Consider the following 26,112-nt stretch of genomic DNA (forward strand, 5'->3'; position numbering starts at 1 on the left):
GCAGCGATGATCTGCTTGTCATTGCTCTCTTTTCGTTTTCGAAACGACGGCCTAAAGTCGCCCTCATGGTCAAAGCCGTTTTTATTCAATCTTCGCATTCAGATTATGACGATCAGCCGGGCAAAGCATATCACTTTCCGAAAAAACACTATTTGAGTCGGGTAGAACAAACCATTGGCGATTGGGTGATTTTCTACGAAGGACGACGCGGAGGTGGAAGAGGCTACCATGCTGTTCAGCGCGTGCTTCAGGTTCAGAATGACCTTAACGACCCGGAAATGGCATACGCGCTGCTGGACGTCGGCAGTGAGTTGTCTTTCGAAAATCTCGTTCCCCGATGGGTAGATGGTCAGGGGCCGTTTGAAACTGGGCTGCCTAAATCGCGCGGCAGTAATACGAGCGCAGTCCGATTGATTTCTGATGGCGATTTTGCGCGGATAATCAACGCAGGGCTGGAGGCACGGAACGAGCCGAATGCCATTCCAAGAATCGGAGATGTCGTCGCTGAGTCGGGTTTTGCAGAGGCGCCGACACCCTTTGAACCCCAGATCCAACCGCGCGAGATGCTGCTGTCCCAGCGGGCCTTCCGGGACCGTAGCTTTGCGAGGCAGGTCAAACATGCCTATGGCGGACGCTGCTCAATGTCAGGGCTGGAATTGCGCAATGGCGGCGGACGGCCCGAGGTGGAAGCAGCGCATATCGTGCCGGTCTCGGAACGTGGTCCCGATACTGTGCGCAATGGTTTGGCTCTGTCGGGAACAGTACATTGGATGTTCGACAGGGGGCTGTTGTCGATCAGCGATAGCAATGAAGTGCTTGTTGCCAAAAATGCGGCGGATAAGGCGGTGCTTGACCGTTTGCTGCTGCCGGACAGGCGTTTGATCGAGCCTGAGAACGAGGCATATAAACCACATAAATCCTATCTCCGATGGCATCGGGAAAATGTGTTTAAAGGCTAGCGTCGTTCGCTATGGGAACGGGCAGGCTCTGAACCGGTGCCTGGACACAAAAATATCAGTGGTCCCGGGCATCCCGGCAGGGTAGCCCTAGCGCATGCGTCTGATTTTTCTCGTCTCTCTCACCATGGTGGCCTTTGCTGCAAATTCCATTCTGGGCCGGTTGGCCATTGGTGGGGGCTATATGGAAGCCACCAGCTTTGGTTTGCTGCGGCTGTTTTCCGGGGCGGTGACGCTGATCGCGCTTTGTATGTTCAGCGGGCTGTCGATGCGGCGCGATCTGCGGCAGACGCTCTGGGGCGCGGCGGCGCTTTCGATTTACATCGTCGGGTTTTCCGTGGCCTATCAGGATCTTGATGCGGGGCTTGGCGCCCTGATCCTGTTTGGTGTTGTGCAGGTGTCGATGTTTCTCTGGGGGAGTTTCAGGGGCAGCTCGGTGTCTCGGGGGCAGATCGGCGGGGCAGGGATTGCGCTGATAGGGCTTGCGGTAGTGGTCTGGCCCGGCGATGGGGCATCCGCCGCGCCGCTGGGGGCGTCGTTGTTGATGGCTTTGGGAGGGCTTGGTTGGGCAGCGTATAGTTTGCTGGGGCGGGGGGCGAGGACGCCGCTCGCGGCGACGGCAGTAAACTTTGCTGGGGCAACCCTGATGATGGTGCCAGGGGTCTTGCTGTTTGGTGGCGATATCGTGGTGACGCGAACAGGGGTGCTTCTGGCGGTCTTGTCAGGGGCGGTGACTTCCGGACTTGGCTATGCGCTGTGGTATCATGTGCTCCCCAAATTGTTGCCTGCAGTGGCGGCAACGGTGCAATTGTCCGTACCGGTGATTGCAATCCTCGCAGGTGCTGCACTGCTGGGAGAGGTTGTCGCAGTTCCGCTGGTGATCGGGTCGGCAACTGTCCTGGGCGGCATTGCCGTGGTTGTCTTGTCTGCTCCCGGTCGCAGGACGGCGGCGCGCAGCAAAACGGTTGCGGAGCGCTGACACGTCGCGTCACAGGAGACCCCTTTGCGGTCCACCCTTCCCGTTGCAGCGCTTTGGCCCTATGTGCAGTGTTCCATGATCCCAGTGAGGTCGCGAGCACCATGATCCGTTCTTTTATCCCCTCTGCGCTGGCGGGCGCTGTTCTGTGTTTCTCCGCAGCCATGGCGCGCGCGGATTGCGCCATCCTGCTGCATGGGCTGGCCCGCAGTGAAATCTCACTGGCAGTGATGGGGCAGGTGCTTGAGGCGCGCGGTGTCAAGGTTGTTACCCCCGGCTACCCCTCGACTGACAAAGCGGTGGCGGATCTTGCGGCCGAGACATTGCCCGATGCGGTGGAGCACTGCACGGCCCTCATCTCAGAAGGTGAGCGTATCCACTTTGTCACCCATTCCATGGGAGCCATCCTGCTGCGTCACTGGCTTCAGAACCACCGGCCCGACGCGCTGGGTCGCACGGTCATGCTGGCTCCGCCCAACCATGGCAGTGAGCTGGTGGATGAGCTGGGCGACTGGGAGGTGTTTGGCCTTCTGAACGGGCCGGCAGGCCTGCAGCTGGGGACGGATGCAAACAGCCTGCCCAACCAGTTGCCACCGGCCAGTTTTCCCGTTGGTGTGATTGCCGGCGATCTGTCTCTCAATCCGATTTTCTCGGCGATGATACCGGGAGCAGATGATGGCAAAGTCTCCGTGGAGAGCACCTATCTGGAGGGGATGGCAGATCACATCGTGCTGCCCGTCACCCATACGTTCATGATGAACAACCCTCAGGTTATCGCGCAGGCGCTGCATTTTCTCGACACCGGGCGCTTTGATCCCGATATCACGTGGCTCGACTCGATCACGGGACAGATTGAGGAGGCCTGCGCGGAAGGGCGGTGCAGTGACGACGGGAACCAGCCGCCAGAGGAGGCACAGCCATGAGCGCGCTCGAACTGACATTGACCGGGGCGGATGTGCTGCGCCCAGATGGCGTAGAGCGTGGTGGCGAGCTGACCTTCGCAGGAGGTGAGATCCAGACAGCGCGCGCCGGGCGGGCGATTGATCTGACAGGCTACCGTATATTGCCCGGCATCGTGGATTTGCACGGCGACGGATTTGAACGCCATCTGGCGCCGCGTCGTGGGGCCATGAAGCAGATGACCGAGGGCGTGATTGCAGCCGAGGCTGAACTGGCCGCAAATGGCATCACCACCGCTGTGCTGGCGCAGTTCTATTCCTGGGAAGGTGGGCTGCGCGGCCCGGAATTTGCGAGTCAGGTGTTTGACGGGATCAAGGCGGCTCGGCCCCGGGTGGTGACGGATCTGATCCCACAACTGCGCTTTGAGATCCATCTACTGGATGCCTATGATGATCTGCCCGCTCAGATTGCACAATGGCAGGTGCCTTATGTGGTGTTTAACGACCATCTGCCGCATGACCGGTTGGCACAGGGAAAAAAACCGCCGCGCCTGACCGGGCAGGCGCTGAAAGCAGGGCGCAATCCGGACGTTCATTGGCAGATGCTGAAGGATATGCATGCCCGGCGGCCAGAGGTGCCCGCAGCACTTGATAAGCTGGCTGCGACGCTGGGATCTGCGGGAGTCTGTCTTGGCAGCCATGATGACCACAGCGCCGAGGACCGCATCACCTGGCGCAATCGCGGCGCACGGATTTCGGAATTCCCGGAAACGATGGAGGCCGCAGAGACGGCCAAATCCGCTGGCGATGCTGTTATCCTTGGCTCGCCCAATGTGGTGCGGGGCGGCTCCCATAAGGGCAATGCCTCAGCGCTGGATCTTATTACCATGGGGCTGTGCGATGCGCTTTCGTCGGATTATCATTACCCCAGTCCGCGCCGGGCCGCGTTGATGCTCGAGCGCTCCGGCCTGCTGGATTTGGCAGGCGCCTGGCGGCTGGTGTCGGAGGGACCTGCGCAAATCCTCGGCCTTGGGGATCGGGGACGCCTGACCGCAGGGCTGCGCGCAGATCTGGTGATCCTTGACGCTGATAAACAGATTGCGGCGACTTTTTCGGGCGGGCGGGTCAGCTATATGAGCGGCGATGTGGCCGCCAGATTCCTCACCTGATTGTGGTCAAGGAGGGGAGCGCGGCCCATCAGGACGGAGGGCCCTCAGTGCCGCGCATAAAACCGGCGGGGCCGCTTTTACCGACCTGCCGCGTCTTTTGGTGTATTGTTGGCCAAGACGGTCCCCAGGGTTTGGGGAAGCGTTCCAATACCTCAGCCCCGCACTTCAAGTCTGCGGTTTTTGCACCCGGTTCACATGGCCCATCTTGCGTCCTGGCTTTGCCTCGGCCTTGCCATAGAGATGGAGTGCGGCGTTTGCTTCGCGCGCGAGCTCCGGCACCCGGTCCATATCTGCACCAATCAGATTCTCCATCACAACATCGCTATGCCGCTGCCCATCGCCAAGGCTCCAGCCTGCAACTGCGCGTATATGCTGCTCGAACTGATCAATGGCGCAGCCGTTTTGGGTCCAATGGCCGGAGTTATGAACACGGGGGGCGATCTCGTTTACGATCAACCCTTGAGGTGTGACGAACAACTCGACCCCAAGCACACCGACATATTCCAGCGCATTCAGGATTTTGCCTGCCATCAGCACCGCATCCATACGTTGCCCCGCACTAAGCCGGGCAGGAACGGTTGTGGTATGCAGGATACCGTCGCGGTGGATGTTCTCACCGGGATCAAAACAGGCGATTTCCCCGCTGACGCCCCGGGCTGCTATGACTGAGACCTCATGGCTGAAATTCACAAACCCCTCAAGGATCGAGGGCGCGCCTGCCATGGCAGCCAGTGCGTCGGTCGCGTCTTCAGGCGTTTTGATGCGGGCCTGCCCCTTGCCGTCATAACCAAAACGGCGGGTCTTCAGGATCGACGGGGCGCCGATCTGTGTCAGCGCTGCGTCGAGACTGGCCTGATCAGAGATATCGGCGAAGGGCGCAGTGGTCAGACCGAGATCCTGCAGAAAGGTCTTCTCGGTCAGGCGGTCCTGACTGATGCGCAGTGCCTCGCGGCCAGGGCGGATCGGCTTCAGTGTTTCCAGCAGATCAAGCGCCGAGGTCGGGATGTTTTCAAACTCATAGGTGATGACATCTACGGAGGCGGCGAAGGCGGCCAGTGCATCGGCATCTTCATAGCTGGCGGTTGTAACCTGATGGGCGACATCGGCGGCGGGCGGATTGGCGCTGGGTTCAAAGATATGTGTTCTGAACCCGAGACGCGAGGCCGCGACCGAGAGCATCCGCCCCAGCTGACCACCACCGAGGATGCCGACAATAGCGCCGGGTTTCAGAGCGTTCTCAGACAGGTCAGTCATCGACAGGTTCCTCGGGAATGGAGGCGGAGAGTGCGGCGCGCCAGTCGTCGAGGCGTTGGGCGAGATCTGCGTCCTGCAGTGCCAGAATACCAGCTGCCATCAGGCCGGCATTGGCCGCCCCGGCGGCACCGATGGCCATGGTCGCCACGGGAAATCCCTTGGGCATCTGCACGATGGAATAGAGCGAATCGACACCGGAGAGGGCGCGGGTCTGCACCGGCACGCCAACCACGGGCACGCGGGTTTTGGAGGCGACCATGCCGGGCAGGTGGGCGGCACCACCGGCGCCTGCGATAATCACCTGCAAGCCGCGGTCGGCAGCGGATTTGCCGTAGCTCCACAGCCGGTCGGGGGTACGGTGGGCCGAGACAATCTTGGCTTCATAAGGAATGCCCAGGTCATCCAGGAGGGTGGCGGCCTCTTTCATAGTGGGCCAATCCGACTGGCTGCCCATGATGATGCCCACTTTGATGTCGGCGGTGTGCTCTGGCATAGGCTCAGATCCTGTCATGCCGCGGGCCTGCGAACCCGCTGGGTTGGAGGAAGCGCGCACTATAGAGAACCCTGTGCATCACGCAATGCGGCAATGAACCCTTTGGGGCGCAGTGTTTAGAGGTCGGGATCAGGCGATGATATCCGGTGTCAGCCGGTCTTCGATCAGCGCGATTTTGTCCTTCAGGATCAGCTTCTGCTTCTTCAGCCGCTGAATGGTCAGTTGGTCACTGGTGCCACGGTCCTGCAGGGCGGTGATTGCCTCGTCCAGATCGCGGTGTTGCCTGCGAAACACCTCCAGCTCCACCTGTAAAACATCATCGGTTTTCATGGAGATATCGGTTGGTGCGTTCATTGGCGACTCGGCTGCTGGCGGGTTAAGACTTGGCGAATATTACGCTTTTAGGGGCTTTTGCGCCAGCGCTGCGGTGCCTTGGGCTTGTGAAAACGCATAAAACACCCATATTCTTAGGAAAGCGGTCGCCATAATGGGGCCGCCACCATACGTCGCTTTAGAATCAAGGACGAAACCTGTGTCTAAACTCACACTCGGCTCGTATCCGCATATGTTGGGATTTGAGCAATTGGAACGCCTTCTGGAACGCTCGGCCAAGTCCGGGAATGAAGGCTACCCCCCTTACAATATTGAACAAACCTCAGATCATTCCTATCGCATCACGCTGGCCGTGGCCGGTTTCGGCGAGGCAGATCTGGCGATCACCGTGGAGGACCGGCAATTGGTCATCCGGGGTCGGCAGAGCGATGACAGCGATGGCCGTGTGTTTTTGCACCGGGGTATTGCCGCGCGCCAATTTCAGCGCATGTTTGTATTGGCGGATGGTGTCGAAGTTGGCGAGGCGGTCATGGAAAACGGGCTGCTGCACGTCGATCTGACCCGGGCGCGACCGGAAACCGTGGTTCAGACAATCAACATCAAGAAGGGGTAAGACATATGCATACAGCCTATCAATTCAACGATGTGGACAGCCGTATTGTCTACGTGAAGGCCGTTGATGTGGCCGATCTCCCTGCTGAGGTTCAGGCCGGCGCTGACGGGCGCACACAGCTCTATGCGGTGCATGATGCCGCGGGGGAGCAGTTGGCCTTGGTCAGTGACCGCAAGATGGCTTTTGTGCTGGCGCGGCAACATGATTATGCACCGGTGCCTGTGCACTGACATCATCGCTGAGGGGCAGGGGGCGAGAGCGGTATCGCTGTTGACAACCTTGCTGCAGTTCATCGGTCGGGCGCCCTCGTGGCGCCCTTTTTCATGTTTGTGAAGGCACTCGGGCCTGATGATAGTGCCGAAAATCAATACGTTCTCATGAGCAGCGCTATATCGGAACCTCCAAGTAAATGCCCCTTGCGATACGGTCATCGGCGTGGTCTTGCTTGGAGGTGACGGGATTGATTGCGGGAGAGAGGCATGCGCTACGATTTCGATTGGGTCGATGCGTTTTCCGCGCGGGCCTTTGGCGGTAATGGCTGTGCGGTTGTGCATGGTGGTGCGGAACTGAGCGATGAGACCTGCATGGCCTATGTGCGGGAAACCTCGCTGGTAGAATGTACGTTTACCGGACCATCTGATGTTGCCGATCTGCGGGTTCGCTATTTTCTGGCCAGCCGAGAGATTCCCTTTGCGGGCCATCCGACCATTGCGACCGTTGCGGCGCTGCGGGATCGCGGGCTGATGACCGGGGATGCGATCACATTGGAAACAGGTGCCGGGCTGGTTCGGGTCACCACTGCCGATGGTCTCATCGAAATGACACAGGTCGCGCCAGAATTCGGTGCCTTCGCAGACCCTGCACTTGTGTCGGCGGCGGTGTCGCTGCCGGTTGATTCCATTATCGGCCGTCCGCAGAAGGTTTCGACCGGTCTGCCCTTTTGCATCACTGTGCTGCGGGACCGGGCGTCGCTGGAGGCAGCCCAGCTAGATATTCCGGCGCTTACCCGATTGGGGGAGGCAATGGGCGCTGATGGCATCGACATGATGGAGCCATTTCTGGTGACTTTGGACGGCGCCACGGCGGAGGGGGATACGTTTTCACGGCTGCTGATGGCGCCGCCCAGTCCGCCCGAAGACCCTTTCACCGGTTCGGCAACCGGGGCGATGGCGGCCTATCTCTGGCATCATGGGCTGATGGAGCCGGATCGCTTCATCGCGGAACAAGGTCACGGCCTTGGCCGTCCGGGGCAAGCCGTCGTAACCCGGGTGGGTCCGGCGGATGCCCCCAGCGGCATCCGTGTGGCGGGCCGGGGCTATGTGCTGATGCGCGGCACTCTCGATTTGCCTGACGTCAGCTGAAAGAAAGGCCGGAACCTGATGCGGGAACCTGCGATTGCGGTGGTGCCTTATGGGACCAGACTGACCCGCAACTTTGCCAAGCGTGACCTCTCCACCCTGCATTGGCCACTCGGCTGCCCTGAGGCGCTGGGCGGCGGGCAGGTCGCAGACCTGACAGCGCAGGATCATCTGATTGTCTGGGCCAAAACGGCCATGCACATGCAATGGCGGTGGCCCTGTCGTGCGCAGGTGTCCATGATGGTGATGGAGCCGAAGATCATGTCGGCGCTGCATCATCGACTGTTGCCCTGGACGTGCCGCCGCTTTTTCCGGGTGTTCAGCTATGACCAGGATCTGCTGGGTCGGATCGGCAATGGCGTGTTTCTCCCCTTTGGCACCACCTGGGTGCCGGACTGGCTGGATCTGACCGTGGAGAAATGCGCGGATCTTTCGGTTATCGCTTCGGCCAAACGCGACCATCCCGGCCATAAGCTGCGCCATGAGATCGTAGATCATCTGCAAAGTACAAAGCCCGAGGCCGCCATCTTGGGGCGCGGATACCAGCCCTTTGAGGCAAAGTCCGACGGGCTTGCGCCCTATCGGTACAGTGTGGTGATTGAGAATGTGCAGGAGCGCAATTACTTCTCCGAAAAACTTATCGATGCCATCCTCTGTGAAACGGTGCCTATCTACTGGGGGTGTCCGAATATCAGCGATTTTCTTGATCCGACTGGCATGATGATCTGCGCCTCGGCGGAAGAGCTACGCGCTGCCATCGCAATGATATCCGAGGGGGATTATGCCGCGCGTCTGCCCGCGCTTCGGGCAATCAAGTCGGAGGCCGCGCGGTATGGCAGCATCGAACAGCGTGCGGCGAAGGCCCTTTTGGACAGTCTATAAAACTACACCGCTGCGACGAAAAAGGCCGCCCAACTAGGCGGCCTTTTCAGTGTCTGTTGGCAGGATTAGCCTGCAATCAGCCCCATGTTTTCCAGCTTCAGCAGAACCTGATGGGCGCAGTTGTCGACGTCGACATTCTCGGTCTCGACACGCAGCTCCGGGTCGGCTGGTACATCATAAGGGTCGGAGATCCCGGTGAATTCCTTGATCTTGCCTTCACGGGCCAGTTTGTAGAGGCCCTTGCGGTCCCGGCGCTCACATTCCTCGATCGAGGTGGCAACATGCACCTCAAGGAAGGCGCCGAACTGTTCCACATCTTCGCGCACGGCGCGACGGGTGGTGGCGTAAGGCGCAATCGGCGCACAAATCGCGATACCGCCGTTCTTGGTGATCTCAGACGCCACATAGCCGATGCGACGGATGTTGAGGTCGCGGTGCTCCTTGGAAAAGCCCAGCTCGGAGCTGAGGTTTTTCCGCACGATGTCGCCATCCAGAAGGGTGACCGGACGGCCGCCCATCTCCATCAGCTTGACCATAAGAGCGTTGGCAATGGTGGATTTGCCAGAGCCGGAGAAGCCGGTGAAGAACACGGTGAAACCCTGTTTGGAGCGCGGCGGCTTGGTTTTGCGCAGCTCGTTCACCACCTCAGGGAAGGAGAACCACTCAGGAATTTCCAGACCTTCGGCCAGACGGCGGCGCAGTTCTGTGCCAGAGATATTCAGGATGGTGACGTTGTCGCGATCTTCGATCTCGTCATTCGGCTCATACTGGGCGCGCTCCTGCACATAGACCATGTGCTTGAAGTCGACCATTTCGATGCCGATTTCTTCCTGATGCTCACGGAACAGGTCCTGTGCGTCATAGGCTCCGTAGAAATCCTCGCCGGCGGAGTTCTTGCCGGGGCCTGCGTGATCACGACCAACGATGAAATGGGTGCAGCCGTGGTTCTTGCGGATCAACCCGTGCCAGACCGCCTCGCGCGGGCCTGCCATGCGCATTGCCAGATTGAGCAGCGACATGGAGGTGGTGGCGGCCGGGTATTTGTCCAGAACGGCCTCATAGCAGCGCACGCGGGTGAAGTGATCAACATCGCCGGGCTTGGTCATGCCAACAACCGGGTGGATCAGCAGATTGGCCTGAGCCTCACGCGCGGCGCGGAAGGTCAGTTCCTGATGCGCGCGGTGCAGCGGGTTGCGGGTTTGGAAGGCCACGATACGGCGCCAGCCCAGCTTGCGGAAATAGGCGCGCAGCTCGTTCGGGGTGTCGCGACGACCACGGAAATCATAATGAACGGGCTGCTGGATGCCGGTCACGGGACCACCGAGATAGATCTTACCTGCGGTGTTGTGCAGATAGTTTACCGCCGGATGGGCGTCGTCATCGGCGCCAAAAACCTTCTCGGCTTCGTGCGATTTATTCGGCTCCCAGCGGTCGGTCACAGTCATGGTGCCGAGGATCACACCTTCCTGATCGCGCAGCGCGATATCCTCGCCAATCTCCAGCGAGGCGGCGAAGTCCTCAGAGACATCCAGCGTGATCGGCATCGGCCACAGGGTGCCATCGGCTAGCCGCATGGTGTCGACGACGCTGTTGTAGTCTTCTTCGTTCAGAAAACCCTTCAGAGGGTTGAAGCCACCGTTCATCAGCAGCTCCAGATCGCAGATCTGGCGCGGTCTCAGGTCGTGGCTTTTCAGCTCTGCGGCTTCGACCTTCAGCTTTTGTGCGGAGTCATAGGAGACGTAAAGCTCCGGGATGGGGGCAAGGTTATTTTGCATCAACTTGGTCCTGTACTTAAATGGGACGAGGCCACTGGTGGTTCCGGTGAGTTCCGCATGCAGCGCATCATATTCAGCGAACTTGCGGGTGAGAAATTGATCGGTGAGCCGGATCTTCTCGGCGGCACCGCGGGTGGTGAGGGCATAGGCAAAGCGTTGGCGCTTGTCCGGGCCGGCGCGTGCGCTGACCTTGACAAGCCCCGCCTCAGCAGCCGCACGCAGCTGCGCATTGAGCCGACCCAGAGAGATGCCCACAGCCGCCGCCGTGGCCCGCTGCGAGGCGTCAGGCGCCTTGTCGAGCTGGCTGAGGATACGAAAGAGTAGATCTTCGTCCTCATGGCTTGGGGTGGTGGGGGAGGCTGGCATCGGGTCGACTCAAGGTGTGTTCATGCGTGAACAAATCTCACGCTTTGCAGTCGCAGCAAAGGCAAAACCACTACGCTTTGAGTGAAAAAGACCGCCGTTCCCAAATTGCAACGCAAGCGGAACGGGCGGTCTAATGCGATCCCTGCTTGGGAACAGGGATTTGACTGTCTGGGACGGGCAGGGGTTAGCCCTCTGCAAACCCCCAGCCATCGGGTTGAAAGCCGTGATCAATCGCGACGCGGGTTGCCACCTCTTCGACCATCCAGATCGCGGAGGCTGACAGGATCTGATCCGGCATCGTCGCAATGAGCGTTGCAGGTTCGTCGCCTTCAGCCTCGGCCCATTGGGTATGAAACCCCAGATCGGCCAGCGCTTCGGCCAGCGGCATCCACTCTTTATCGCCTGCGCCAGCCACAAAGAACAGGTCCAGATCGGCCTCAAACGGCAGATCACCTCCGGCCTGCAAATCGGAGAAGGCCGAGAATGTCTCGGCCTTCTGGGTGTCAAAATCATGCGCCACGGCGCTCACTCCTGTTCTGCCAGAAAGCGTTCGGCATCCAGCGCGGCCATGCAGCCCATGCCCGCTGAGGTAACAGCCTGGCGATACTTGTGATCGGTCAGGTCGCCAGCGGCAAAAATGCCGGGGACTGAGGTCTCAGTGGTGCCGGGGGTCACCTTCACATAGCCACCGTTGTGGGTTTCCAGCACATCCTTCACCAGTTCGGTCGCCGGAGCATGGCCAATAGCGACAAAGACACCCTTGCAGGGGATCTCGGTGATCTCGTCGGTTTTGACGTTCTTCACCCGTACCGCTTCAACACCCAGCGGGTTCTCGGTGCCGACCACTTCTTCCAGCTGGTGGAACCACAGCGGCTCGATCTTCGGGTTCTTCATCAGGCGGTCTTGCAGGATCTTTTCTGCGCGCAGCTCATCCCGGCGATGAATCAGCGTGACCTTTGAGGCGAAATTGGTCAGGAACAGTGCCTCTTCCACGGCGGTGTTGCCACCACCGATCACGACGATTTCCTGACCGCGATAGAAGAAACCATCGCAGGTGGCGCAGGCGGAGACGCCAAAGCCCTTGAATTTTTCCTCAGACGGCAGGCCCAGCCATTTCGCACGTGCACCGGTGGCGAGGATCACCGCATCCGCGGTATAGGTGGTGCCACTGTCGCCCTTGGCCACAAACGGGCGCGAGGAGGTGTCGAGGTCGGTAATGATGTCCCCGATGATTTCGGTGCCCATCGCCTTTGCGTGGTCCTGCATCCGCACCATCAGATCCGGGCCTTGAACCTCGGTATCGCCGGGCCAGTTCTCAACCTCGGTGGTGGTGGTCAGCTGGCCACCCGGCTCGATGCCCTGAACCAGGATCGGCTCCAGCATGGCGCGGCTGGCATAGACGCCGGCAGTGTAGCCAGCCGGGCCGGACCCGATGATCAGAACCTTGGTGTGGCGCGTGTCGCTCATCTCATTTCCCCAATAGATGAATAGGGCGGTCTTGCCGCCGTCAGGCAATGCATATAACTGCACCCGGCGACGTCTTAAAGCCCTGGCTTGGGCGAAGACGGGCGGTCCCGACCTCAGCGGTTTTACTAAGATGCTGAGGTTTCATCTTATCATTGGCAAATATTGTTGCGCGCAACTGAAATAATATTGCGTGTGCTTTGGATGCTGGTATAACAAACGGAAATTTCAACAGGAGCTTCCAGATGGTCACAACACGCCTTGATCCGATTGATCGCAAGATTTTGTCGGAATTGCAGGCCGACGGTCGCATGACCAATGTTGAGCTGGCCAAGCGTGTCGGTATTTCCGCGCCCCCCTGCCTGCGCCGGGTGCGCTCGCTTGAGGAGGCGGGGTTGATCCGGGGCTATCACGCTGAAGTTAATGCCCGCGAACTGGGGTTCGAGGTGCAGGTTTTCGCCATGGTGGGGCTGGAGAGTCAGGCCGAGGCAGAGCTGAGCGCGTTTGAAGCAAAATGCCGGGAATGGCCGCTGGTGCGCGAGTGCCATATGCTGAACGGTGAGGTGGATTTCATCCTGAAGTGCGTCTCCCCCGATCTCAGCACGTTCCAGAGCTTTCTGACCAGTGATCTGCTGACCACTCCAAATGTGGCAAGCGTCAAGACATCGCTGGTCATCCGTGGCGCCAAGGATGAGCCGGGTGTGCCGTTTGACGTTCTGGAGCAGCGTCTTGCCCGTGAGGCCTAACCAAGGCCGATAGCCCTAGTTGCGAGTATGAAAAAGGGCGCCCTGCAAGCGGGCGCCTTTTGCGTAGGGTTTTAACATTCTTGCTGCGCGAAGATGGACCTCAGACCATATCAGGGTCTGAGGGGGCGACGCGGGGATAGGCCAGCGCGCCAAAGCCCGAAATCGACTCAACGTGAGAAAACAGGTTGAGATAGAGTGTGCGGATTGCATGGCTCACCAATTTCAACGCATCGGGACCCGGATGATAGGTCTCAAACGGCAGACCGCCGACATTGATCACTGCGTGCCGGGGCAGGCAGATATGGTAGAGATCCACTGCCGTCGGGGGCGCGGTTTCCACAATGCTCATGCCGTCGTGGTACTGCTGTACCGGGATCAGAGAGGCGCCGTTTTCCAGCTGAAGACCGGGAAGCGGTGCGCGCTGCAGCAGGCGCGCCGCCGGACCCGCGACAACCGTTGACATTGGTTTTGCCTCGCCCAGGCTATCGGCGGTAAAGCTTGTCAGCCGATGGCTGCGCCCGCTCTGGCCGCTGCGGGAGGGGATTAGGCTGGTGCAGCCTTTCCACAGTAGTGGCTGCCGGTCTCCGTCGAAGGTAATCAGTTCGTCACCCGGCAGCAGATCCTCGATGGCGATGGGGCCTTGGGAAGTTTCGATCAGCGAGCCGCGGCAAAAGGCAGTAAAGGCCTCCTCAAACAGTGGTAGCGAAGGGGCCACATGGCGGGTTTCGGCGATGGATCCATTGGGCAACAGACTGCAGACGTCATAACGGCGCAGCTGAGGCCGCGCACCGCCGCGCTGGGCGGCTGGATCTTTCAACAGGGCGTTCGCTTCGACCGCATTGGCAGCTGCGCGGCGCAGCGACTGAGGTATGGTCATGGCTAACTTGCCTCTCTCATGACTGTACAGACGTCGACTTCGACGGCGCGATGAGCAGAAAGCGCGCCAAAGCCGTTTGACCCCTGCCGGACGTCCCGCCCGCAATACGCACGGTTCGGGGTATGCGCCCAGCAGGGCAGGTAATCGCGGCGGGTCCCGCTTGGGCAGAGGCCGCCGCCTGGCCAGAACATTGGTGGACGATGTCTGGCCGGTATTCATCGTCCCCGGCGTGTTGTGAGCCGGGGTGCAGTTCAGGCGCTTTTGACAGTTGCCTGCTGCGACGGGGTTTGATGACGGTGCTCAATCGCGGTTTGCCGGGTGGCGCCACGGGTCCAGGGCAGGCGGACCTCTTCGGTCTTGGCAGCAGCCACAATGGACTTGATGAAGCGCGATTTTAGTTTCATGAGGCGTCTCCTGTCGGGGCGGGGCAACCTCCTGTCGCCCGCGCGCTGTCTTGGCACCTTTTGTCGCCCGCCAATGCGCCAGCAATGTGGCCGATCTGTGGAAATCGCTGGAACGCCGATGCGCGGGGCTGCTCACGCCGCGTGGGGCGCGACGCAGTAGCGGGGAGCCTGTGACAGTCGTGTCTCGCGAAACTTACAGTCGGATACAGGAAATGAGGCGCCCATAGTCTGCCTCTTTTTGGTGGGTCGCGCGCCGGAAGGAATAGAACCGTTCCGGATCGGAATAGGTGCAATGACCCGTCCAGGCCGCCTCTGCCACGCCAGCGCTGCGGAGTTTGTGCAGGCCCAGCGATGGCAGGTCAAAAAGATACCGGTCGCCCTCGCCATTGGCAAAAAAACGGGCGTTGTCCGCATCCTGCATCATGAAGTCATCAAAGAACTCCGGGCCGACTTCATAGGCGCGCTGCGAGATCGAGGGGCCAATAACCGCGCGGGTGTTCTGACGACTCGCCCCCAGCTGTTCCATTGCATCCAATGTGGCTTCCAGCACGCCGTCCAGCGTGCCACGCCAGCCGGCATGGGCGGCGCCGACCACCTTTGCCTCGGCGTCGTGGAACAGCACCGGCTGGCAATCAGCCGTCAGGATCGACAGCACCACGCCGGGCACATTCGTGACCATCGCATCGGCCTGAATATCGCCCTGAATATTGTCCTGTTGCGCGCCGGAGATGGTCAGGACATTGGCCGAATGCACCTGATTTACCCGGCCGAGCGCCTCTGGCGGGGCCTCCATTGCAGCGGCGACACGGGCCCGGTTGATCTGCACCGCCTCTCGCTGGTCAGAGGAGCCAAGCCCGCAGTTCAGCCCTGCAAAGATACCCGAAGACGCGCCACCGCGACGGGTGAAAAACCCGTGTTTGGTGCCGTTCAATAGATCGGAGATGAGAATTTCCAGCGTCATGCGTTCAATCCCGGCGGAGGTGAGGCCTGCATGGGGAAAATCCCCAGCACTTTGAACAGGTTTCCCATTTCCTCAGGGTGCGTCAACCGTCGATGTGCGGCAATCAATGATTGCAGGGCGTTCCCCTCCAGCCGCGCAGCCAGTGTCTGCGCGCGATCGGTGATGCCAAGACGCTCCAGAAACACGCCTTGTGGGGTCAGTCGGCTATGGCTGCAACCGGCGGCCTTCGCGGTTAGCGCCAGTGCCTCAAAATCAACATGGGTGGTCAGATCGGCGCTGCCGGGGGCGTCCAGCGGGTCGCTTGGCGCATGGGCGCGTAGGGCCTGCAGAGTATCCCCCAGGGAGCGCCAGTCGCCATAGTCCACGATCAGCGCGGCGCCGCCGTGGCTTGCAATCCGGGTGGCGATGGTCTGCACCATGGGCTGCGCCGCTTCGCAGAGTTCCACCAGATCGTCATCGCGGGTGTCCTCAAGACGATGCGCCAGCGCCGGCTGCTGTGCGACAGCCCCAAGGCCAAAAGAGAGCTCACCATCCTGAAGTCCGACGGATTTTTCCCGCCAGCCCTCGCCATCCCGCAGGAACTGACGCACCGGCAGCGCGTCAAAGAACTCATTTGCGATTAGAAACAACGGCTGCTCGGGCAGGGCCGCCAGCGTGTCGAGCCAAAGAGGGGTGTAAACGTTCAGGGTCTCCGCCTGCTGGGTGCGCAGGGTGGGGGAGGCCTCAAGGAACGTGATTTGCATGGCATCATGGAAGCCCGGCACCTGTTTGGTCGCCCGCAGAAAATCGGCCATCAATGTGCCGCGACCGGGGCCAAGCTCGGCCAGAGTAAACGGGTTGGGGCTGCCCTGATCCAGCCAGCACTGCGCCAATGCCAGCCCGATCAACTCTCCGAACATCTGGCTGATCTCCGGTGCGGTGATGAAATCACCTGTACGGCCCAGCGGGTCGCGGGTGGTGTAGTAGCCATAGGTCGGATGCAGCAGCGCCTCCGCCATGTAGTCCGCAACCGAGATTGGCCCCTCTGCACGGATGCGGCTCGCGATGCAGTCATTCAGGGTCATGCGGGCACCGTTGACGGGCGACGGCTGCGCAGGACCAGAACGACACCGATGGCAATCATCGGGAGTGACAGGAACTGCCCCATGGTAAGCCCGTATCCACCGATGTGCCAGGCTAGCCCCAGCGGGTTGTCGATGGTCACGAACTGGGCATCTGGTTGGCGTACAAATTCGACCATGAACCGCGCCGCGCCATAGCCTGCGAGAAACACGCCGGTGACCAGACCGGGATGGCGCAAGCCATTGCGGCGATAGACCAGCCACAGCAGAACCGCGCCGAGGATGAGCCCTTCCAGCAGCGCCTCATAAAGTTGCGAGGGGTGGCGCGCGCAGATCTCTCCCACTGCCTGACCGCAGGACTGCGCTGCGCGTCCCGGAAAGGCCACGCCCCAGGGCAGATCCGTTGTGCGCCCCCAGAGTTCGGCATTGTTGAAATTCGCAAGCCGCCCCAACAGCAACCCCGGCGGCACCGTATGAGCCACCAGATCGGCAATCTGCAGACGCGGGATCTGATTGCGAATCGCATAGACCCAGGTGGCGAAAATGACTCCGAGAAGCCCGCCGTGAAAGGCCATCCCTCCCTGCCAGATGCGCAGGATCTCTGTGGGGTTCTCCAAATAATAGCCGGGCTGATAAAACAGCACATAGCCAAGCCGACCGCCCAGAATGACACCTAGGATGATCCAGGTCAGCAGGTCTTCGACCTGTGCTGGCCGCATCGGTGGTTGGCCCGCAGGCCAAAGTGCGGTGCGCCGCAGGGCGGCGACGGCCAGCCGCCAGGCGATGACAATGCCAACGATATAAGCCAGCGCATACCAGCGCAGGGCAAATTGGCTGCCAAACAGCTCAATCGTGAATATTTCCGGGGTCAGGTCGGGGAAGGGGAGCGTGAGTGCGATCATATGCCGTCAATGCCTCTGCGGGGGCTGCGGTGTCAACGGCTTGCCGCCGCCGGTGTTGATGCCCATATAGGGGGCAAGGCAGACATGGAGAAGACAATGCAGACTCGCAACAAGATCATGGACGATATTTCCCAGCTGATGACCAATGCGATGGGTGTAGCCCATGGCGCGCGGGAAGAGGCGGAAACCGCCATGAAGGGGCTGATCGACCGTTGGCTGGCGGATCGCGATTTTGTGACCCGTGAGGAATTCGACGCCGTACGCGCCATGGCGCAGAAGGCGCGCGAGGAGAACGAGGCGCTGAAAGCCCGGCTTGATGCGCTGGAAGCGGGTAAATCCGACTGAGCGCGATCGCAGGCTGAGGGGCAGGCAGAAGCCGCCAATCAGCGTCAAAATATCCGATCTGCAACATTTGACGGCGCGCGGCCCATTCCGGGTGGCGCGCTATTTTTTCGCGGATTTTTGGCCGCAAGGGTCAGCGTTCGACGGTGTGAGACCGCCGCCGTGCAGGCTCACAGCTTTTGTCACGATATTTTGAGTATGCGGGGCATTCGTCCACAACTTATTGCAGTTATCCCCAAATAAAGGGTTGCCAGACTCTCTCTCTGCCTCCACCATATCTAGTAGGAGAAGAGGAACGTCTCCTCTCCTTATTGAGCAGGCCGCTAGCAATTGGGGGTGCCCCGCATCTCTTTTGCTAGAGATCAGAGAGGTGGCAATATGGCTCTTTCCGAACATTTTTTGGAAGACGAAATTCACCCTATCGACATCGTCGAACATCTGGCCTCGGACCATGATTGGGATTTCGACCGTATTGGCGACGACCAGATCGCCATGGCGGTGGAAGGCCAGTGGCGAACCTATTCGCTGACACTCGCGTGGTCCGGCTATGAAGAAACCCTGCGGATGGTATGCAGTTTTGAAATGGAGCCGCCGAAGGACCAGCTGCCAAGGCTATATGAGCTGATCAATGAGATGAATGATCAGTGCTGGGCGGGTGGTTTTACCTTCTGGCCCGATCACAAGCTGATGCTTTACCGTTACGGGTTGGTGCTGACCGGCGGGCAGGTGGCAAGCCCGGAGCAGATCGACACATTGATCAACTCCGCAGTCGCCAATTGCGAACGCTACTACCCGGCCATCCAATTGATGGTCTGGGGCGGGCAGTCGCCGCGTGACGCGCTTCAGGTCGCCATTGCAGAGGCTTACGGGCGGGCGTAAACCTTTCCCGAACCGGTCCCGTATGGGGCCGGAGATCCGATCAGGGGAGGGGAAAGGATGCAGGTATCAGAGATCGCAGCGCGCGGTATTGTGCTATTGGGCTGCGGTAAGATGGGCTCGGCGATGCTGGCCGGGTGGCTTGATCAGGGAGTATCACCTGATCGCGTCTCGGTGATTGACCCAAACCCATCCGATTGGCTGCGCCAGAGCGGTGTTCATATCAACGCGCCGCTGCCCGAGGCTGGTGCCGATGCGCCGGGGATCGTGTTGATTGCGGTCAAGCCGCAGATGATGGGCGAGGCATTGCCGCAGTTGCAACAGCTGGGCAATGGCGAGACGTTGTTTATCTCCGTGGCCGCCGGCACGTCGATTGCCACCTATGAAACCCTGCTAGGGGCCGAGACGCCAATTGTGCGGGCAATGCCGAACACGCCGGCGGCTGTCGGACGCGGGATTACCGCCATCATCGGCAATACTTGCGCCTCTGCGGATGATGTGACCCGCGCGGAGACGCTGCTGCAGGCCATCGGCCAGACTGTCCGGCTGGAGGGTGAGGCACAGATGGATGCGGTTACCGGGGTCAGCGGCTCCGGCCCGGCCTATGTCTTTCACCTGATTGAAACCCTTGCTGCCGCCGGGGAGGCCGAGGGGCTTCCGGCGGATCTTGCCATGCAGTTGGCCAAGGCCACGGTGGCGGGCGCAGGCGCGCTGGCGGAAGCGGCGGAGGAGACCCCAGCAGAGCTACGTGTGAATGTAACCAGCCCCAATGGCACCACTCAGGCTGCGTTGGAGGTACTAATGGATAAGGATGACGGCTTCCCACCCTTGCTGCGGCGTGCGGTGGCGGCGGCCTCCAGCCGATCAAAGGAGCTGTCTCGTGGATAACATCAGTTTTGACGATTTTCTGAAGGTCGATATCCGTGTCGGCGAAGTTGTGCGTGCTGAGGACTACCCCGAGGCCCGCAAGCCCGCGATCAAGATGTGGGTGGATTTCGGCGATGAAATCGGCGTGAAGAAAACCTCTGCGCAGGTCACTGCGCATTACACCCCGGAAAAACTCTTGGGAAAACAGGTGATGGCGGTGGTTAATTTCCCACCCCGCCAGATCGGCAAATTCATGTCAGAAGTGCTGGTTCTGGGACTGCCTGATGACAGCGGAGAGATCGTGCTGATCGGTCCTGATGGCGCGGTGCCAATCGGGGGGCGCATGCATTGAGCGGAAAACTCTGGATCACCCGCCCGATGACGGCGGCGGTTGAGGCGCGTGCACGTGCGGAGTTTGATGTTGAGATCCGACAGGACACCACACCGTTGAGTGCGGCAGAACGCCAGCGTGCCCTTCGCGACTTTGACATTGTTGTGCCCACGCTCGGGGATCAGTTCGATGCGGCCAGTTTTGCGGGTGTGCCCGCGCCGCGCTGCAGGCTGCTGGCCAATTTCGGGGTTGGTTACAATCACATCAATGTCGCTGCGGCTGAGGCTGCGGGGGTCTTGGTCAGCAATACTCCGGGTGCGGTCACCGATGCCACCGCCGATACCGCGCTGACGCTGATGCTGATGACGGCGCGCCGCGCGGGTGAGGGGGAGCGACTGGTTCGCTCCGGTCAATGGCAGGGCTGGCATCCAACCCAGATGCTGGGGCTGCATCTGACAGGCAAACATGTGGGTATCGTAGGGTTCGGTCGTATTGGTGAGGCGATAGCGCGGCGCTGTCACTTCGGTTTTGGCATGTCGGTCAGCTATCTGGCGCGCAGTGAAAAATCACCGGGCTTTCCGGTGGTCCGGGCCGACAGCCTGAATGCCTTGGCGGCAAGTGTCGATGTGTTGGTGCTGGCGGTGCCCGGCGGTGCGGAGACCCGACACCTGATCGACGCCGAGGTTCTGGCTGCGATGCGGCCTGAGGCGCTGTTGATCAATATCGCTCGTGGCGAGGTCGTGGATGAGGCAGCTCTGATTGCGGCCCTTCAGGCGGGTCAGATCGCCGGGGCCGGGCTGGATGTCTATGAGTTCGAACCAGAGGTGCCGCAGGCGCTGCGACAGATGGAGCAGGTTACGCTCCTGCCGCATCTGGGCACCGCCACGGAAGAGGTGCGCAGCGATATGGGGCATCTGGCGCTGGACAATGTGGCGGCCTTCCTGGCTGGGAAGCCGCTGATTTCGCCAGTTTGATAAAGCGCAAAGGCCAGGGCGCGGAGAGTATGCGCCCCACCTTAGTTTTGGTCTGAGTACGTCAGTCAGACGTCTCTGCAGGCAGATCGCCCGTGGCCTGTCGCCAGTGGCGACGGCAGAGCGACACATACGTTTCATTGCCGCCGATCTGTACCTGAGCGCCCTCAGTGATGGTCCGCCCCTGATCATCCTGCCGGATCACCATGGTTGCCTTCTTGCCGCAGTGACAGATGGTGCGCACCTCGCGCATTTCATCGGCGAGCGCCAGCAGTGTCGCCGAGCCGGGGAACAGTTTGCCCTGAAAATCCACTCGTAACCCGTAGCACAGCACCGGCACCCGCAGATCATCGACCACCCGCGCCAGATCCCAGACCTGATCCGGAGACAGAAACTGCGCCTCATCGACAAAGATACTGGCGACCGGACCCGTCGACAGACGGTTGGCTACCTTGTCAAACAGGTTCTCGCCAGGGCGAAACATATCCGCCTCCGCACCAATCCCGATGCGAGAGGCGATCCGCCCCTGACCGGCGCGATCATCCAGCGCTGCGGTCAGCAAATAGGTGTCCATATTGTTCTCGCGGTAGTTATGCGAGGCTTGCAAGAGCACCGTCGATTTGCCGGCATTCATGGTGGAGTAGTGAAAATAAAGCTTGGCCATGGGGCTGATTTAGCCGCAGTGCATCCCGGAGGAAACGGTTTTTTCACCGGTGGCAGCATGATCTGCGGGTATTCCGTTTTAAATGAAGCGCCCTGCACGCTGATGCCGGTTCGAGGTGAAACAACCCGAGAAACGAACCACACGACACTCGCGGCAGGGCGCAAACTGGACGGAAATTGCCCACCAGCGAAGGCTCACGAAACACGCCTCCGCCCCCAACACATTTCCCTGTCGTAAGACCTGGATCAGCGCTGTAAGTCCCTTAAAACGTTAGGGATAGAAATAGGTTCGCATTTCCTTTAAGTGTCGTGAATGGGAAATTAACGCGTTTCTTCCCCAATGGGGAAGCGGTCATATGCAGGTAGAATTTATATGGCAGACATAGGTACTTATCTAAAAAAACACACCGAGGCGTTGGTCAAGGATGTGGGGATCGAGGCGGCCTGCCAGATCACAGGGAAATCCAAGGCGACGCTCGGGCGGTATTATTCGGATAATGCCGAACACGCCGATCGCTTCATGCCGGTTGATGCGGTGGCCAAGCTTGAGGCGGCAGCATCCTTTCCGCATGTGACCTCTGGTCTGGCGGATCTGAAAAACATTACGCTGTCGTATTGCGAGGCGAGCCCCGCGTCAGAGGCCCGCAGTGGCGGTGTCAATGCGGACGTTATCGCGCTGAGCCAGCGCTTCGCCACCTTGATGAGTGAGTATCAGGAGGCGATGGCCGATGGAATTATCACCATCAACGAGGCCAAGCGACTGCTGCGTGAAACTGTGATGCTGCAGCAGGTGCTGCTGGATATGAAACTGCATCTGGAAGAAGAGAGTGGCTGAGATGTCAACGGGGAAGGCCGCGACGCCTGAAGCACGAGCGGCCGAGGATCTACCTGCCCTTGTCGATGCCGCATTGCCACAGATTGATGTTGCTGGTTTGGCAGCGGGGGGCGACCCGCTGCATCCACCGCGCATTTTGCTCCTCTACGGGTCGTTACGGTCTGTAAGCTATTCACGAAAAGTCGTCGAGGAGGCCGCGCGAATCCTGCGTGCGCTGGGCTGTGAAACGCGGATCTTTGATCCGAGCGGATTGCCCCTGCCGGATGATGAGGGATCCGAGGGGCATCCCAAGGTCAGCGAACTGCGCGATCTGGTGGTCTGGAGCGAGGGCATGGTCTGGTCCAGCCCCGAACGCCATGGCGCAATGACCGGCATTATGAAAACGCAGATCGACTGGCTGCCGCTGTCGCTGAAAGGCGGCATCCGCACCACGCAGGGCAAGACGCTGGCAGTGATGCAGGTCTCCGGCGGGTCACAATCCTTCAATGCGGTCAATCAGATGCGCATTCTGGGCCGTTGGATGCGGATGATCACCATTCCCAACCAGTCCTCTATACCCAAGGCCTGGCTGGAATTTGGCGAGGGCGAGCGACTGCCTGACGGGCCGTTCTATCGCCGGGTTGTCGATGTGATGGAAGAGTTGGTGAAATTCACCTGGCTGACCCGTGGCCGCAAGGATTACCTAGTCGACCGCTATTCCGAGCGGGTTGAAGATGTCGAAGCCGTGCATCAGCGGGTGTCGCAGAAATAGTCCGACCCGTCTGTCGCACCGTTCCACGAAAAAGGCCTGCCACACTCGGCAGGCTTTTTTCTATGGCTCATGTTGTGTACTGGGGCGAGCCTGCGAAGGCTCAGGCAACGCGGCGCAGGATCACTGAACCCACGGAATAGCCTGCCCCAAACGAACAGATCAGCCCAAGATCTCCCGCGGCCAAATCATCTGAGTATTTTGAGAAAGCGATGATTGACCCGGCTGAGGATGTATTGGCGTAGTCCTGCAGGATATTGGGCTGTTCACCGGCCTCCGGCGTGCGGCCGAGGACTTTCTTGCCGATGAAATCATTCATCGTCTTATTCGCTTGATGCAGCCAGAGCCGCTTCAGGTCGGTGTTTGCAACCCCTTCGGCCTCCATATGCTCGGCGATATGCTGGCTCACCATCGGCAGCACTTCTTTAAATACCTTACGCCCGTTCTGCATGAACTGCATGTCGCGGCGATCCTCGACGCCGTCCGGGCGGGAGCGGCGGAGGTAGCCATTGTTGTTGCGGATGTTGTTGGAGAAACTGGTGGCACAGCGGGTCGACAGGATCTCGAAATAGGCTCCCGTTGCGTCTTCGCTGCGCTCGATCAGGGTCGCAGTCGCCACATCGCCAAAGATGAAGTGACAATCGCGGTCGCGCCATTCCAGATGGCCGGAGCAAATCTCCGGGTTCACCACCAGTGCCGAACGGATCGACCCCGACCGCACCATATCGGCAGCAGCTTGAATACCAAAGGTTGCCGAGGAACAGGCGACATTCATGTCAAAGGCAAAGCCCTCAATGCCCAGCAGCTCCTGAATTTCGATTGCCAGCGCAGGATAGGCGCGTTCCATATTGGAAGCGGCGCAGATTACGGCATCAACATCCGCAGCGGTCTTGCCTGCCTGCGCCAGCGCCTTCTTGGCGGCATCCAGCGCCATCTCCGCCATGATTGACGGCTCATCATCGGCACGTTGGCGCAGCAGTGGGTGCATCACCTCAGGGTCCAGAACGCCGCTTTTGTCCATCACGTAACGCTGTTCGATGCCGGAGGCTTTGAGGATGAACTCCTCGGAGGAATGCGCCAGCGGCTCCATTTCGCCAGCGGCAATCGCCTCGGCATTTTTGGCATTGGTCTTGTCTGCGTAGGCATTGAATGCCGCGACCAGCTCGGCATTGGTGATCGTCTGTGACGGGGTGAAGACGCCCGTGCCGGTGATGGCGGGTGTGAACATGCGCTGGACCTTCGGGTGGTTTTCAAAAAGTGCTGCATATCTGGGCATCTTCCCCCAGTCAGGTCAAGTCTGCCCCTTTGTTCCTGGCAATAGTGGCCCCTACGTCAACGCCGCGGGCAGGGCGCTGTGGTCGGTTTGAGGCAGTCAGGAAACTTCCCTCCTTGAATAGTTCGAATTTTGAAGTATATGCGCACTGAAGGCGGTGGCGGAATGATTCGAGAATCCGACAAGATCTTTGACGATGACACTGGCCAGCATCCGGGCGAAATCCGTCCAGAGGTCTGCGCGATGTTAGGTGTGTTTGCGCTCTATTGGCGCATTGATGCCTGCATCGAAGACAGCATTGAAGTCCCGGAATTGAGCCGTATGGAATGCCACATACTGGTGCGCCTTGGCACCCCATCCCGTATGGGGGAGTTGGCACGAATGCTGCAGACGGTTCCCTCTTCGGTGACCGCGGCAGCAGATCGTCTTGAACGGCAAGGGCTGATCCGGCGTAGCCGTGATCCTCAGGACCGGCGCGCCTGGCTTTTGTCACTGACGCCAGATGGTCTGATCAAGCGGGATCGCCTGGTGGCGGCGATGTCAGAGCTGTTTCAGCGCATTTCCGGGCTGGATCCGGACGAAATCCAACAATTTGCGGCCCTTTCGGCCAAAATCCATGACACTGTTGTAGCGGCGGACGCGAATCCGCTTCGGAAGGAGTAACTTATGCAGCTGAGTTCGAGAGTCATCGCCGGTATCGCCGCGCTGATGTTGGCGGGGGGACCGGCAGTTGCCGCGGATGTCCTGAAACCAGTCAAACTGATGGAAACACAGTCCGGTGCAATGCCAATCCACCGCGAGTTCTACGGTCAGGTCGCCGCCAAGGAAACGGTTGATCTGGCATTCCAGGTTGGCGGTCAGGTGGTGAAATTTCCCGTGACCGAAGGTGCCTTTGTGCCGAAGGGGGCGCTGGTTGCTGAACTGGACCTCGAACCTTTTGAGCTGAAGCTTGGCCAGGCCCAGTTGCAAAAAGAACAGGCGGATCGCACGGTCACGCGTCTGGAAAAACTGACTGGTACCGTCAGCCAGGTCTCCATCGACGATGCCGAGACCCAGGCGGGTCTGGCACGGATTGCCCTGCGGGATGCTGATTACGCGTTGGAACATGCAACTCTGAACGCTCCTTTTGATGCGCTGGTTTCCAGCCGTGAAGTGGCGTTGTTCAGCACTGTCAGCGCAGGCGCGCCGGTTGTGCGCCTGCACGACATGTCGGAACTCCACATTGAGGTCGACGTGCCTGAAGTGCTGTTCCAACAGGGGGAAGACAATGATGCCCTGACAATCACCGCAACCTTCCCGGGTGGTGATACAGCATATCCGCTGGAAATCCTGGAATTCGACGCAGAGGCCAGCAGTGTTGGCCAGACCTATCGCGTGACCTTCCGCCTGGACCCGCCGAAGGATCGTCAGATCTTCCCCGGCGCGTCCACGACGGTTCGGGTGACCGTGGATACCGGCGTATCGGCCATCGTTGTTCCGCCCACCGCAATTGTTCCCAAAGCCAATGGGGAGACCGGTGTAATGCTGTTTTCACCCAAAGGTGAGGATGAGGGCACCGTGACCTGGACCAAGGTTGAAACCTCCGCCACCGATGGTGGCCAGATTGAGATCACCTCCGGTCTTCAGGGCGGTGAAGAAATCGTGCTGACCGGTGGCAGCACGCTCGCCGATGGTGAGGCCGTACGCCGCTTCACCGGCTTCACCAACTGAGGGCGGA

31 protein-coding genes are annotated in these 26,112 nt (G+C 60.0%); 18 read left to right on the forward strand and 13 right to left on the reverse strand.

The window, feature by feature from the left end:
• The first annotated feature begins 65 nt into the window (after positions 1-65).
• The 4 genes from GAL_RS04400 (at position 66) to GAL_RS04415 (ending at position 4,000) form a co-directional block, all read left to right on the forward strand.
• Positions 66-959: an HNH endonuclease gene (locus tag GAL_RS04400; protein WP_024096379.1), complete on the forward strand. Its 894-nt coding sequence runs from the start codon at positions 66-68 to the stop codon at positions 957-959.
• 94 nt (positions 960-1,053) lie between these two features.
• Entirely contained in the window at positions 1,054-1,935 is an 882-nt protein-coding gene (locus tag GAL_RS04405) for a DMT family transporter (RefSeq protein ID WP_024096380.1), read from the forward strand.
• Between the two features lie 101 nt (positions 1,936-2,036).
• Positions 2,037-2,855, forward strand: coding sequence for a lipase family protein (locus GAL_RS04410; RefSeq protein WP_024096381.1), 819 nt, complete (start codon positions 2,037-2,039; stop codon positions 2,853-2,855).
• Complete coding sequence (locus GAL_RS04415) at positions 2,852-4,000, forward strand: alpha-D-ribose 1-methylphosphonate 5-triphosphate diphosphatase (protein WP_024096382.1); 1,149 nt, start codon at positions 2,852-2,854, stop codon at positions 3,998-4,000. The genes GAL_RS04410 and GAL_RS04415 overlap by 4 nt, the downstream gene beginning before the upstream one ends.
• Before the next feature lie 165 nt (positions 4,001-4,165).
• On the opposite strand, the gene GAL_RS04420 is transcribed toward GAL_RS04415, so the two are convergent.
• From GAL_RS04420 to GAL_RS04430, 3 genes are all read right to left on the reverse strand, one after another.
• Positions 4,166-5,254, reverse strand: coding sequence for a 5-(carboxyamino)imidazole ribonucleotide synthase (locus tag GAL_RS04420; protein WP_024096383.1), 1,089 nt, complete (start codon positions 5,252-5,254; stop codon positions 4,166-4,168).
• A complete protein-coding gene (gene purE / locus GAL_RS04425) occupies positions 5,247-5,747 on the reverse strand; it encodes a 5-(carboxyamino)imidazole ribonucleotide mutase (protein ID WP_024096384.1) in 501 nt (166 codons plus the stop codon). Before purE ends, GAL_RS04420 begins: the two co-directional genes overlap by 8 nt.
• 129 nt (positions 5,748-5,876) lie before the next feature.
• Positions 5,877-6,101 carry a YdcH family protein gene (locus tag GAL_RS04430; RefSeq protein WP_014875389.1) on the reverse strand — a complete coding sequence of 75 codons (225 nt, stop codon included), beginning with the start codon at positions 6,099-6,101 and terminating at the stop codon, positions 5,877-5,879.
• Between the two features lie 178 nt (positions 6,102-6,279).
• On the opposite strand from GAL_RS04430, the gene GAL_RS04435 reads away from it, so the two are divergent.
• The 4 genes from GAL_RS04435 to GAL_RS04450 all read left to right on the forward strand — a co-directional run bounded on the left by GAL_RS04435 (position 6,280) and on the right by GAL_RS04450 (position 8,933).
• Positions 6,280-6,693 (forward strand): Hsp20 family protein, encoded by a 414-nt coding sequence (locus tag GAL_RS04435; RefSeq protein ID WP_024096385.1) that lies wholly within the window; start codon positions 6,280-6,282, stop codon positions 6,691-6,693.
• A gap of 5 nt (positions 6,694-6,698) precedes the next feature.
• Positions 6,699-6,923: a DUF1150 family protein gene (locus GAL_RS04440; protein ID WP_024096386.1), complete on the forward strand. Its 225-nt coding sequence runs from the start codon at positions 6,699-6,701 to the stop codon at positions 6,921-6,923.
• A gap of 249 nt (positions 6,924-7,172) precedes the next feature.
• Positions 7,173-8,054 (forward strand): PhzF family phenazine biosynthesis protein, encoded by an 882-nt coding sequence (locus tag GAL_RS04445; protein WP_024096387.1) that lies wholly within the window; start codon positions 7,173-7,175, stop codon positions 8,052-8,054.
• A gap of 18 nt (positions 8,055-8,072) precedes the next feature.
• Positions 8,073-8,933: a glycosyltransferase family 10 (fucosyltransferase) gene (locus GAL_RS04450; RefSeq protein ID WP_024096388.1), complete on the forward strand. Its 861-nt coding sequence runs from the start codon at positions 8,073-8,075 to the stop codon at positions 8,931-8,933.
• A 65-nt stretch (positions 8,934-8,998) separates the two neighbouring features.
• Here the strand turns inward: GAL_RS04450 and GAL_RS04455 are convergent, their stop codons facing one another.
• The 3 genes from GAL_RS04455 to trxB form a co-directional block, all read right to left on the reverse strand.
• Positions 8,999-11,074 carry a bifunctional sulfate adenylyltransferase/adenylylsulfate kinase gene (locus GAL_RS04455; RefSeq protein ID WP_024096389.1) on the reverse strand — a complete coding sequence of 692 codons (2,076 nt, stop codon included), beginning with the start codon at positions 11,072-11,074 and terminating at the stop codon, positions 8,999-9,001.
• 184 nt (positions 11,075-11,258) lie between these two features.
• The gene (locus tag GAL_RS04460; protein ID WP_024096390.1) at positions 11,259-11,594 is read right to left on the reverse strand and encodes a ribonuclease E inhibitor RraB; all 336 of its coding nucleotides are present in this window, start codon (positions 11,592-11,594) and stop codon (positions 11,259-11,261) included.
• A gap of 5 nt (positions 11,595-11,599) precedes the next feature.
• A complete protein-coding gene (trxB, locus tag GAL_RS04465) occupies positions 11,600-12,541 on the reverse strand; it encodes a thioredoxin-disulfide reductase (protein ID WP_024096391.1) in 942 nt (313 codons plus the stop codon).
• 242 nt (positions 12,542-12,783) lie between these two features.
• Here trxB and GAL_RS04470 point away from each other — a divergent pair, with 242 nt between their 5' ends.
• On the forward strand, positions 12,784-13,284 hold the full coding sequence (locus GAL_RS04470) for an Lrp/AsnC family transcriptional regulator (RefSeq protein ID WP_024096392.1): 501 nt from the start codon (positions 12,784-12,786) through the stop codon (positions 13,282-13,284).
• 100 nt (positions 13,285-13,384) lie between these two features.
• Here the strand turns inward: GAL_RS04470 and GAL_RS04475 are convergent, their stop codons facing one another.
• The 5 genes from GAL_RS04475 to lgt all read right to left on the reverse strand — a co-directional run bounded on the left by GAL_RS04475 (position 13,385) and on the right by lgt (position 17,489).
• Positions 13,385-14,161 (reverse strand): Hint domain-containing protein, encoded by a 777-nt coding sequence (locus GAL_RS04475; RefSeq protein ID WP_024096393.1) that lies wholly within the window; start codon positions 14,159-14,161, stop codon positions 13,385-13,387.
• A gap of 251 nt (positions 14,162-14,412) precedes the next feature.
• Positions 14,413-14,565 carry a hypothetical protein gene (locus tag GAL_RS22635; protein ID WP_024096394.1) on the reverse strand — a complete coding sequence of 51 codons (153 nt, stop codon included), beginning with the start codon at positions 14,563-14,565 and terminating at the stop codon, positions 14,413-14,415.
• A 193-nt stretch (positions 14,566-14,758) separates the two neighbouring features.
• Positions 14,759-15,526: a peptidoglycan editing factor PgeF gene (gene pgeF / locus GAL_RS04480; RefSeq protein ID WP_024096395.1), complete on the reverse strand. Its 768-nt coding sequence runs from the start codon at positions 15,524-15,526 to the stop codon at positions 14,759-14,761.
• Complete coding sequence (locus tag GAL_RS04485; RefSeq protein ID WP_024096396.1) at positions 15,523-16,590, reverse strand: class I SAM-dependent methyltransferase; 1,068 nt, start codon at positions 16,588-16,590, stop codon at positions 15,523-15,525. The genes pgeF and GAL_RS04485 overlap by 4 nt, the downstream gene beginning before the upstream one ends.
• On the reverse strand, positions 16,587-17,489 hold the full coding sequence (lgt, locus tag GAL_RS04490; protein WP_024096397.1) for a prolipoprotein diacylglyceryl transferase: 903 nt from the start codon (positions 17,487-17,489) through the stop codon (positions 16,587-16,589). Before lgt ends, GAL_RS04485 begins: the two co-directional genes overlap by 4 nt.
• Before the next feature lie 96 nt (positions 17,490-17,585).
• On the opposite strand from lgt, the gene GAL_RS04495 reads away from it, so the two are divergent.
• The 5 genes from GAL_RS04495 to GAL_RS04515 all read left to right on the forward strand — a co-directional run bounded on the left by GAL_RS04495 (position 17,586) and on the right by GAL_RS04515 (position 20,879).
• A complete protein-coding gene (locus GAL_RS04495; protein ID WP_014875376.1) occupies positions 17,586-17,834 on the forward strand; it encodes an accessory factor UbiK family protein in 249 nt (82 codons plus the stop codon).
• Positions 17,835-18,209: 375 nt separating this feature from the next.
• A complete protein-coding gene (locus GAL_RS04500) occupies positions 18,210-18,710 on the forward strand; it encodes a type III secretion system chaperone family protein (protein ID WP_024096398.1) in 501 nt (166 codons plus the stop codon).
• 57 nt (positions 18,711-18,767) lie between these two features.
• Entirely contained in the window at positions 18,768-19,595 is an 828-nt protein-coding gene (gene proC, locus GAL_RS04505; RefSeq protein WP_024096399.1) for a pyrroline-5-carboxylate reductase, read from the forward strand.
• Positions 19,588-19,926 carry a tRNA-binding protein gene (locus tag GAL_RS04510; RefSeq protein WP_024096400.1) on the forward strand — a complete coding sequence of 113 codons (339 nt, stop codon included), beginning with the start codon at positions 19,588-19,590 and terminating at the stop codon, positions 19,924-19,926. The genes proC and GAL_RS04510 overlap by 8 nt, the downstream gene beginning before the upstream one ends.
• Before the next feature lie 26 nt (positions 19,927-19,952).
• The gene (locus GAL_RS04515) at positions 19,953-20,879 is read left to right on the forward strand and encodes a 2-hydroxyacid dehydrogenase (protein WP_024096401.1); all 927 of its coding nucleotides are present in this window, start codon (positions 19,953-19,955) and stop codon (positions 20,877-20,879) included.
• A gap of 61 nt (positions 20,880-20,940) precedes the next feature.
• On the opposite strand, the gene GAL_RS04520 is transcribed toward GAL_RS04515, so the two are convergent.
• Positions 20,941-21,540, reverse strand: a complete 600-nt coding sequence (locus GAL_RS04520; RefSeq protein WP_024096402.1) for a thymidine kinase — start codon at positions 21,538-21,540, stop codon at positions 20,941-20,943.
• 372 nt (positions 21,541-21,912) lie between these two features.
• On the opposite strand from GAL_RS04520, the gene GAL_RS04525 reads away from it, so the two are divergent.
• Together GAL_RS04525 and arsH are read left to right on the forward strand one after the other, a co-directional pair.
• Positions 21,913-22,374: a hypothetical protein gene (locus GAL_RS04525; RefSeq protein WP_014875370.1), complete on the forward strand. Its 462-nt coding sequence runs from the start codon at positions 21,913-21,915 to the stop codon at positions 22,372-22,374.
• Position 22,375: 1 nt separating this feature from the next.
• The gene (arsH, locus tag GAL_RS04530; protein ID WP_024096403.1) at positions 22,376-23,125 is read left to right on the forward strand and encodes an arsenical resistance protein ArsH; all 750 of its coding nucleotides are present in this window, start codon (positions 22,376-22,378) and stop codon (positions 23,123-23,125) included.
• A gap of 100 nt (positions 23,126-23,225) precedes the next feature.
• Here arsH and GAL_RS04535 read toward each other — a convergent pair whose 3' ends face one another.
• Complete coding sequence (locus tag GAL_RS04535) at positions 23,226-24,350, reverse strand: beta-ketoacyl-ACP synthase III (protein WP_024096404.1); 1,125 nt, start codon at positions 24,348-24,350, stop codon at positions 23,226-23,228.
• Between the two features lie 210 nt (positions 24,351-24,560).
• On the opposite strand from GAL_RS04535, the gene GAL_RS04540 reads away from it, so the two are divergent.
• Positions 24,561-25,058 (forward strand): MarR family winged helix-turn-helix transcriptional regulator, encoded by a 498-nt coding sequence (locus GAL_RS04540; protein WP_024096405.1) that lies wholly within the window; start codon positions 24,561-24,563, stop codon positions 25,056-25,058.
• A 3-nt stretch (positions 25,059-25,061) separates the two neighbouring features.
• Positions 25,062-26,105, forward strand: coding sequence for an efflux RND transporter periplasmic adaptor subunit (locus GAL_RS04545; protein WP_024096406.1), 1,044 nt, complete (start codon positions 25,062-25,064; stop codon positions 26,103-26,105).
• The last annotated feature ends 7 nt before the right edge of the window (positions 26,106-26,112 follow it).

Origin of the sequence: Phaeobacter gallaeciensis DSM 26640, from assembly GCF_000511385.1 — a bacterium.
GTDB lineage: Bacteria > Pseudomonadota > Alphaproteobacteria > Rhodobacterales > Rhodobacteraceae > Phaeobacter > Phaeobacter gallaeciensis.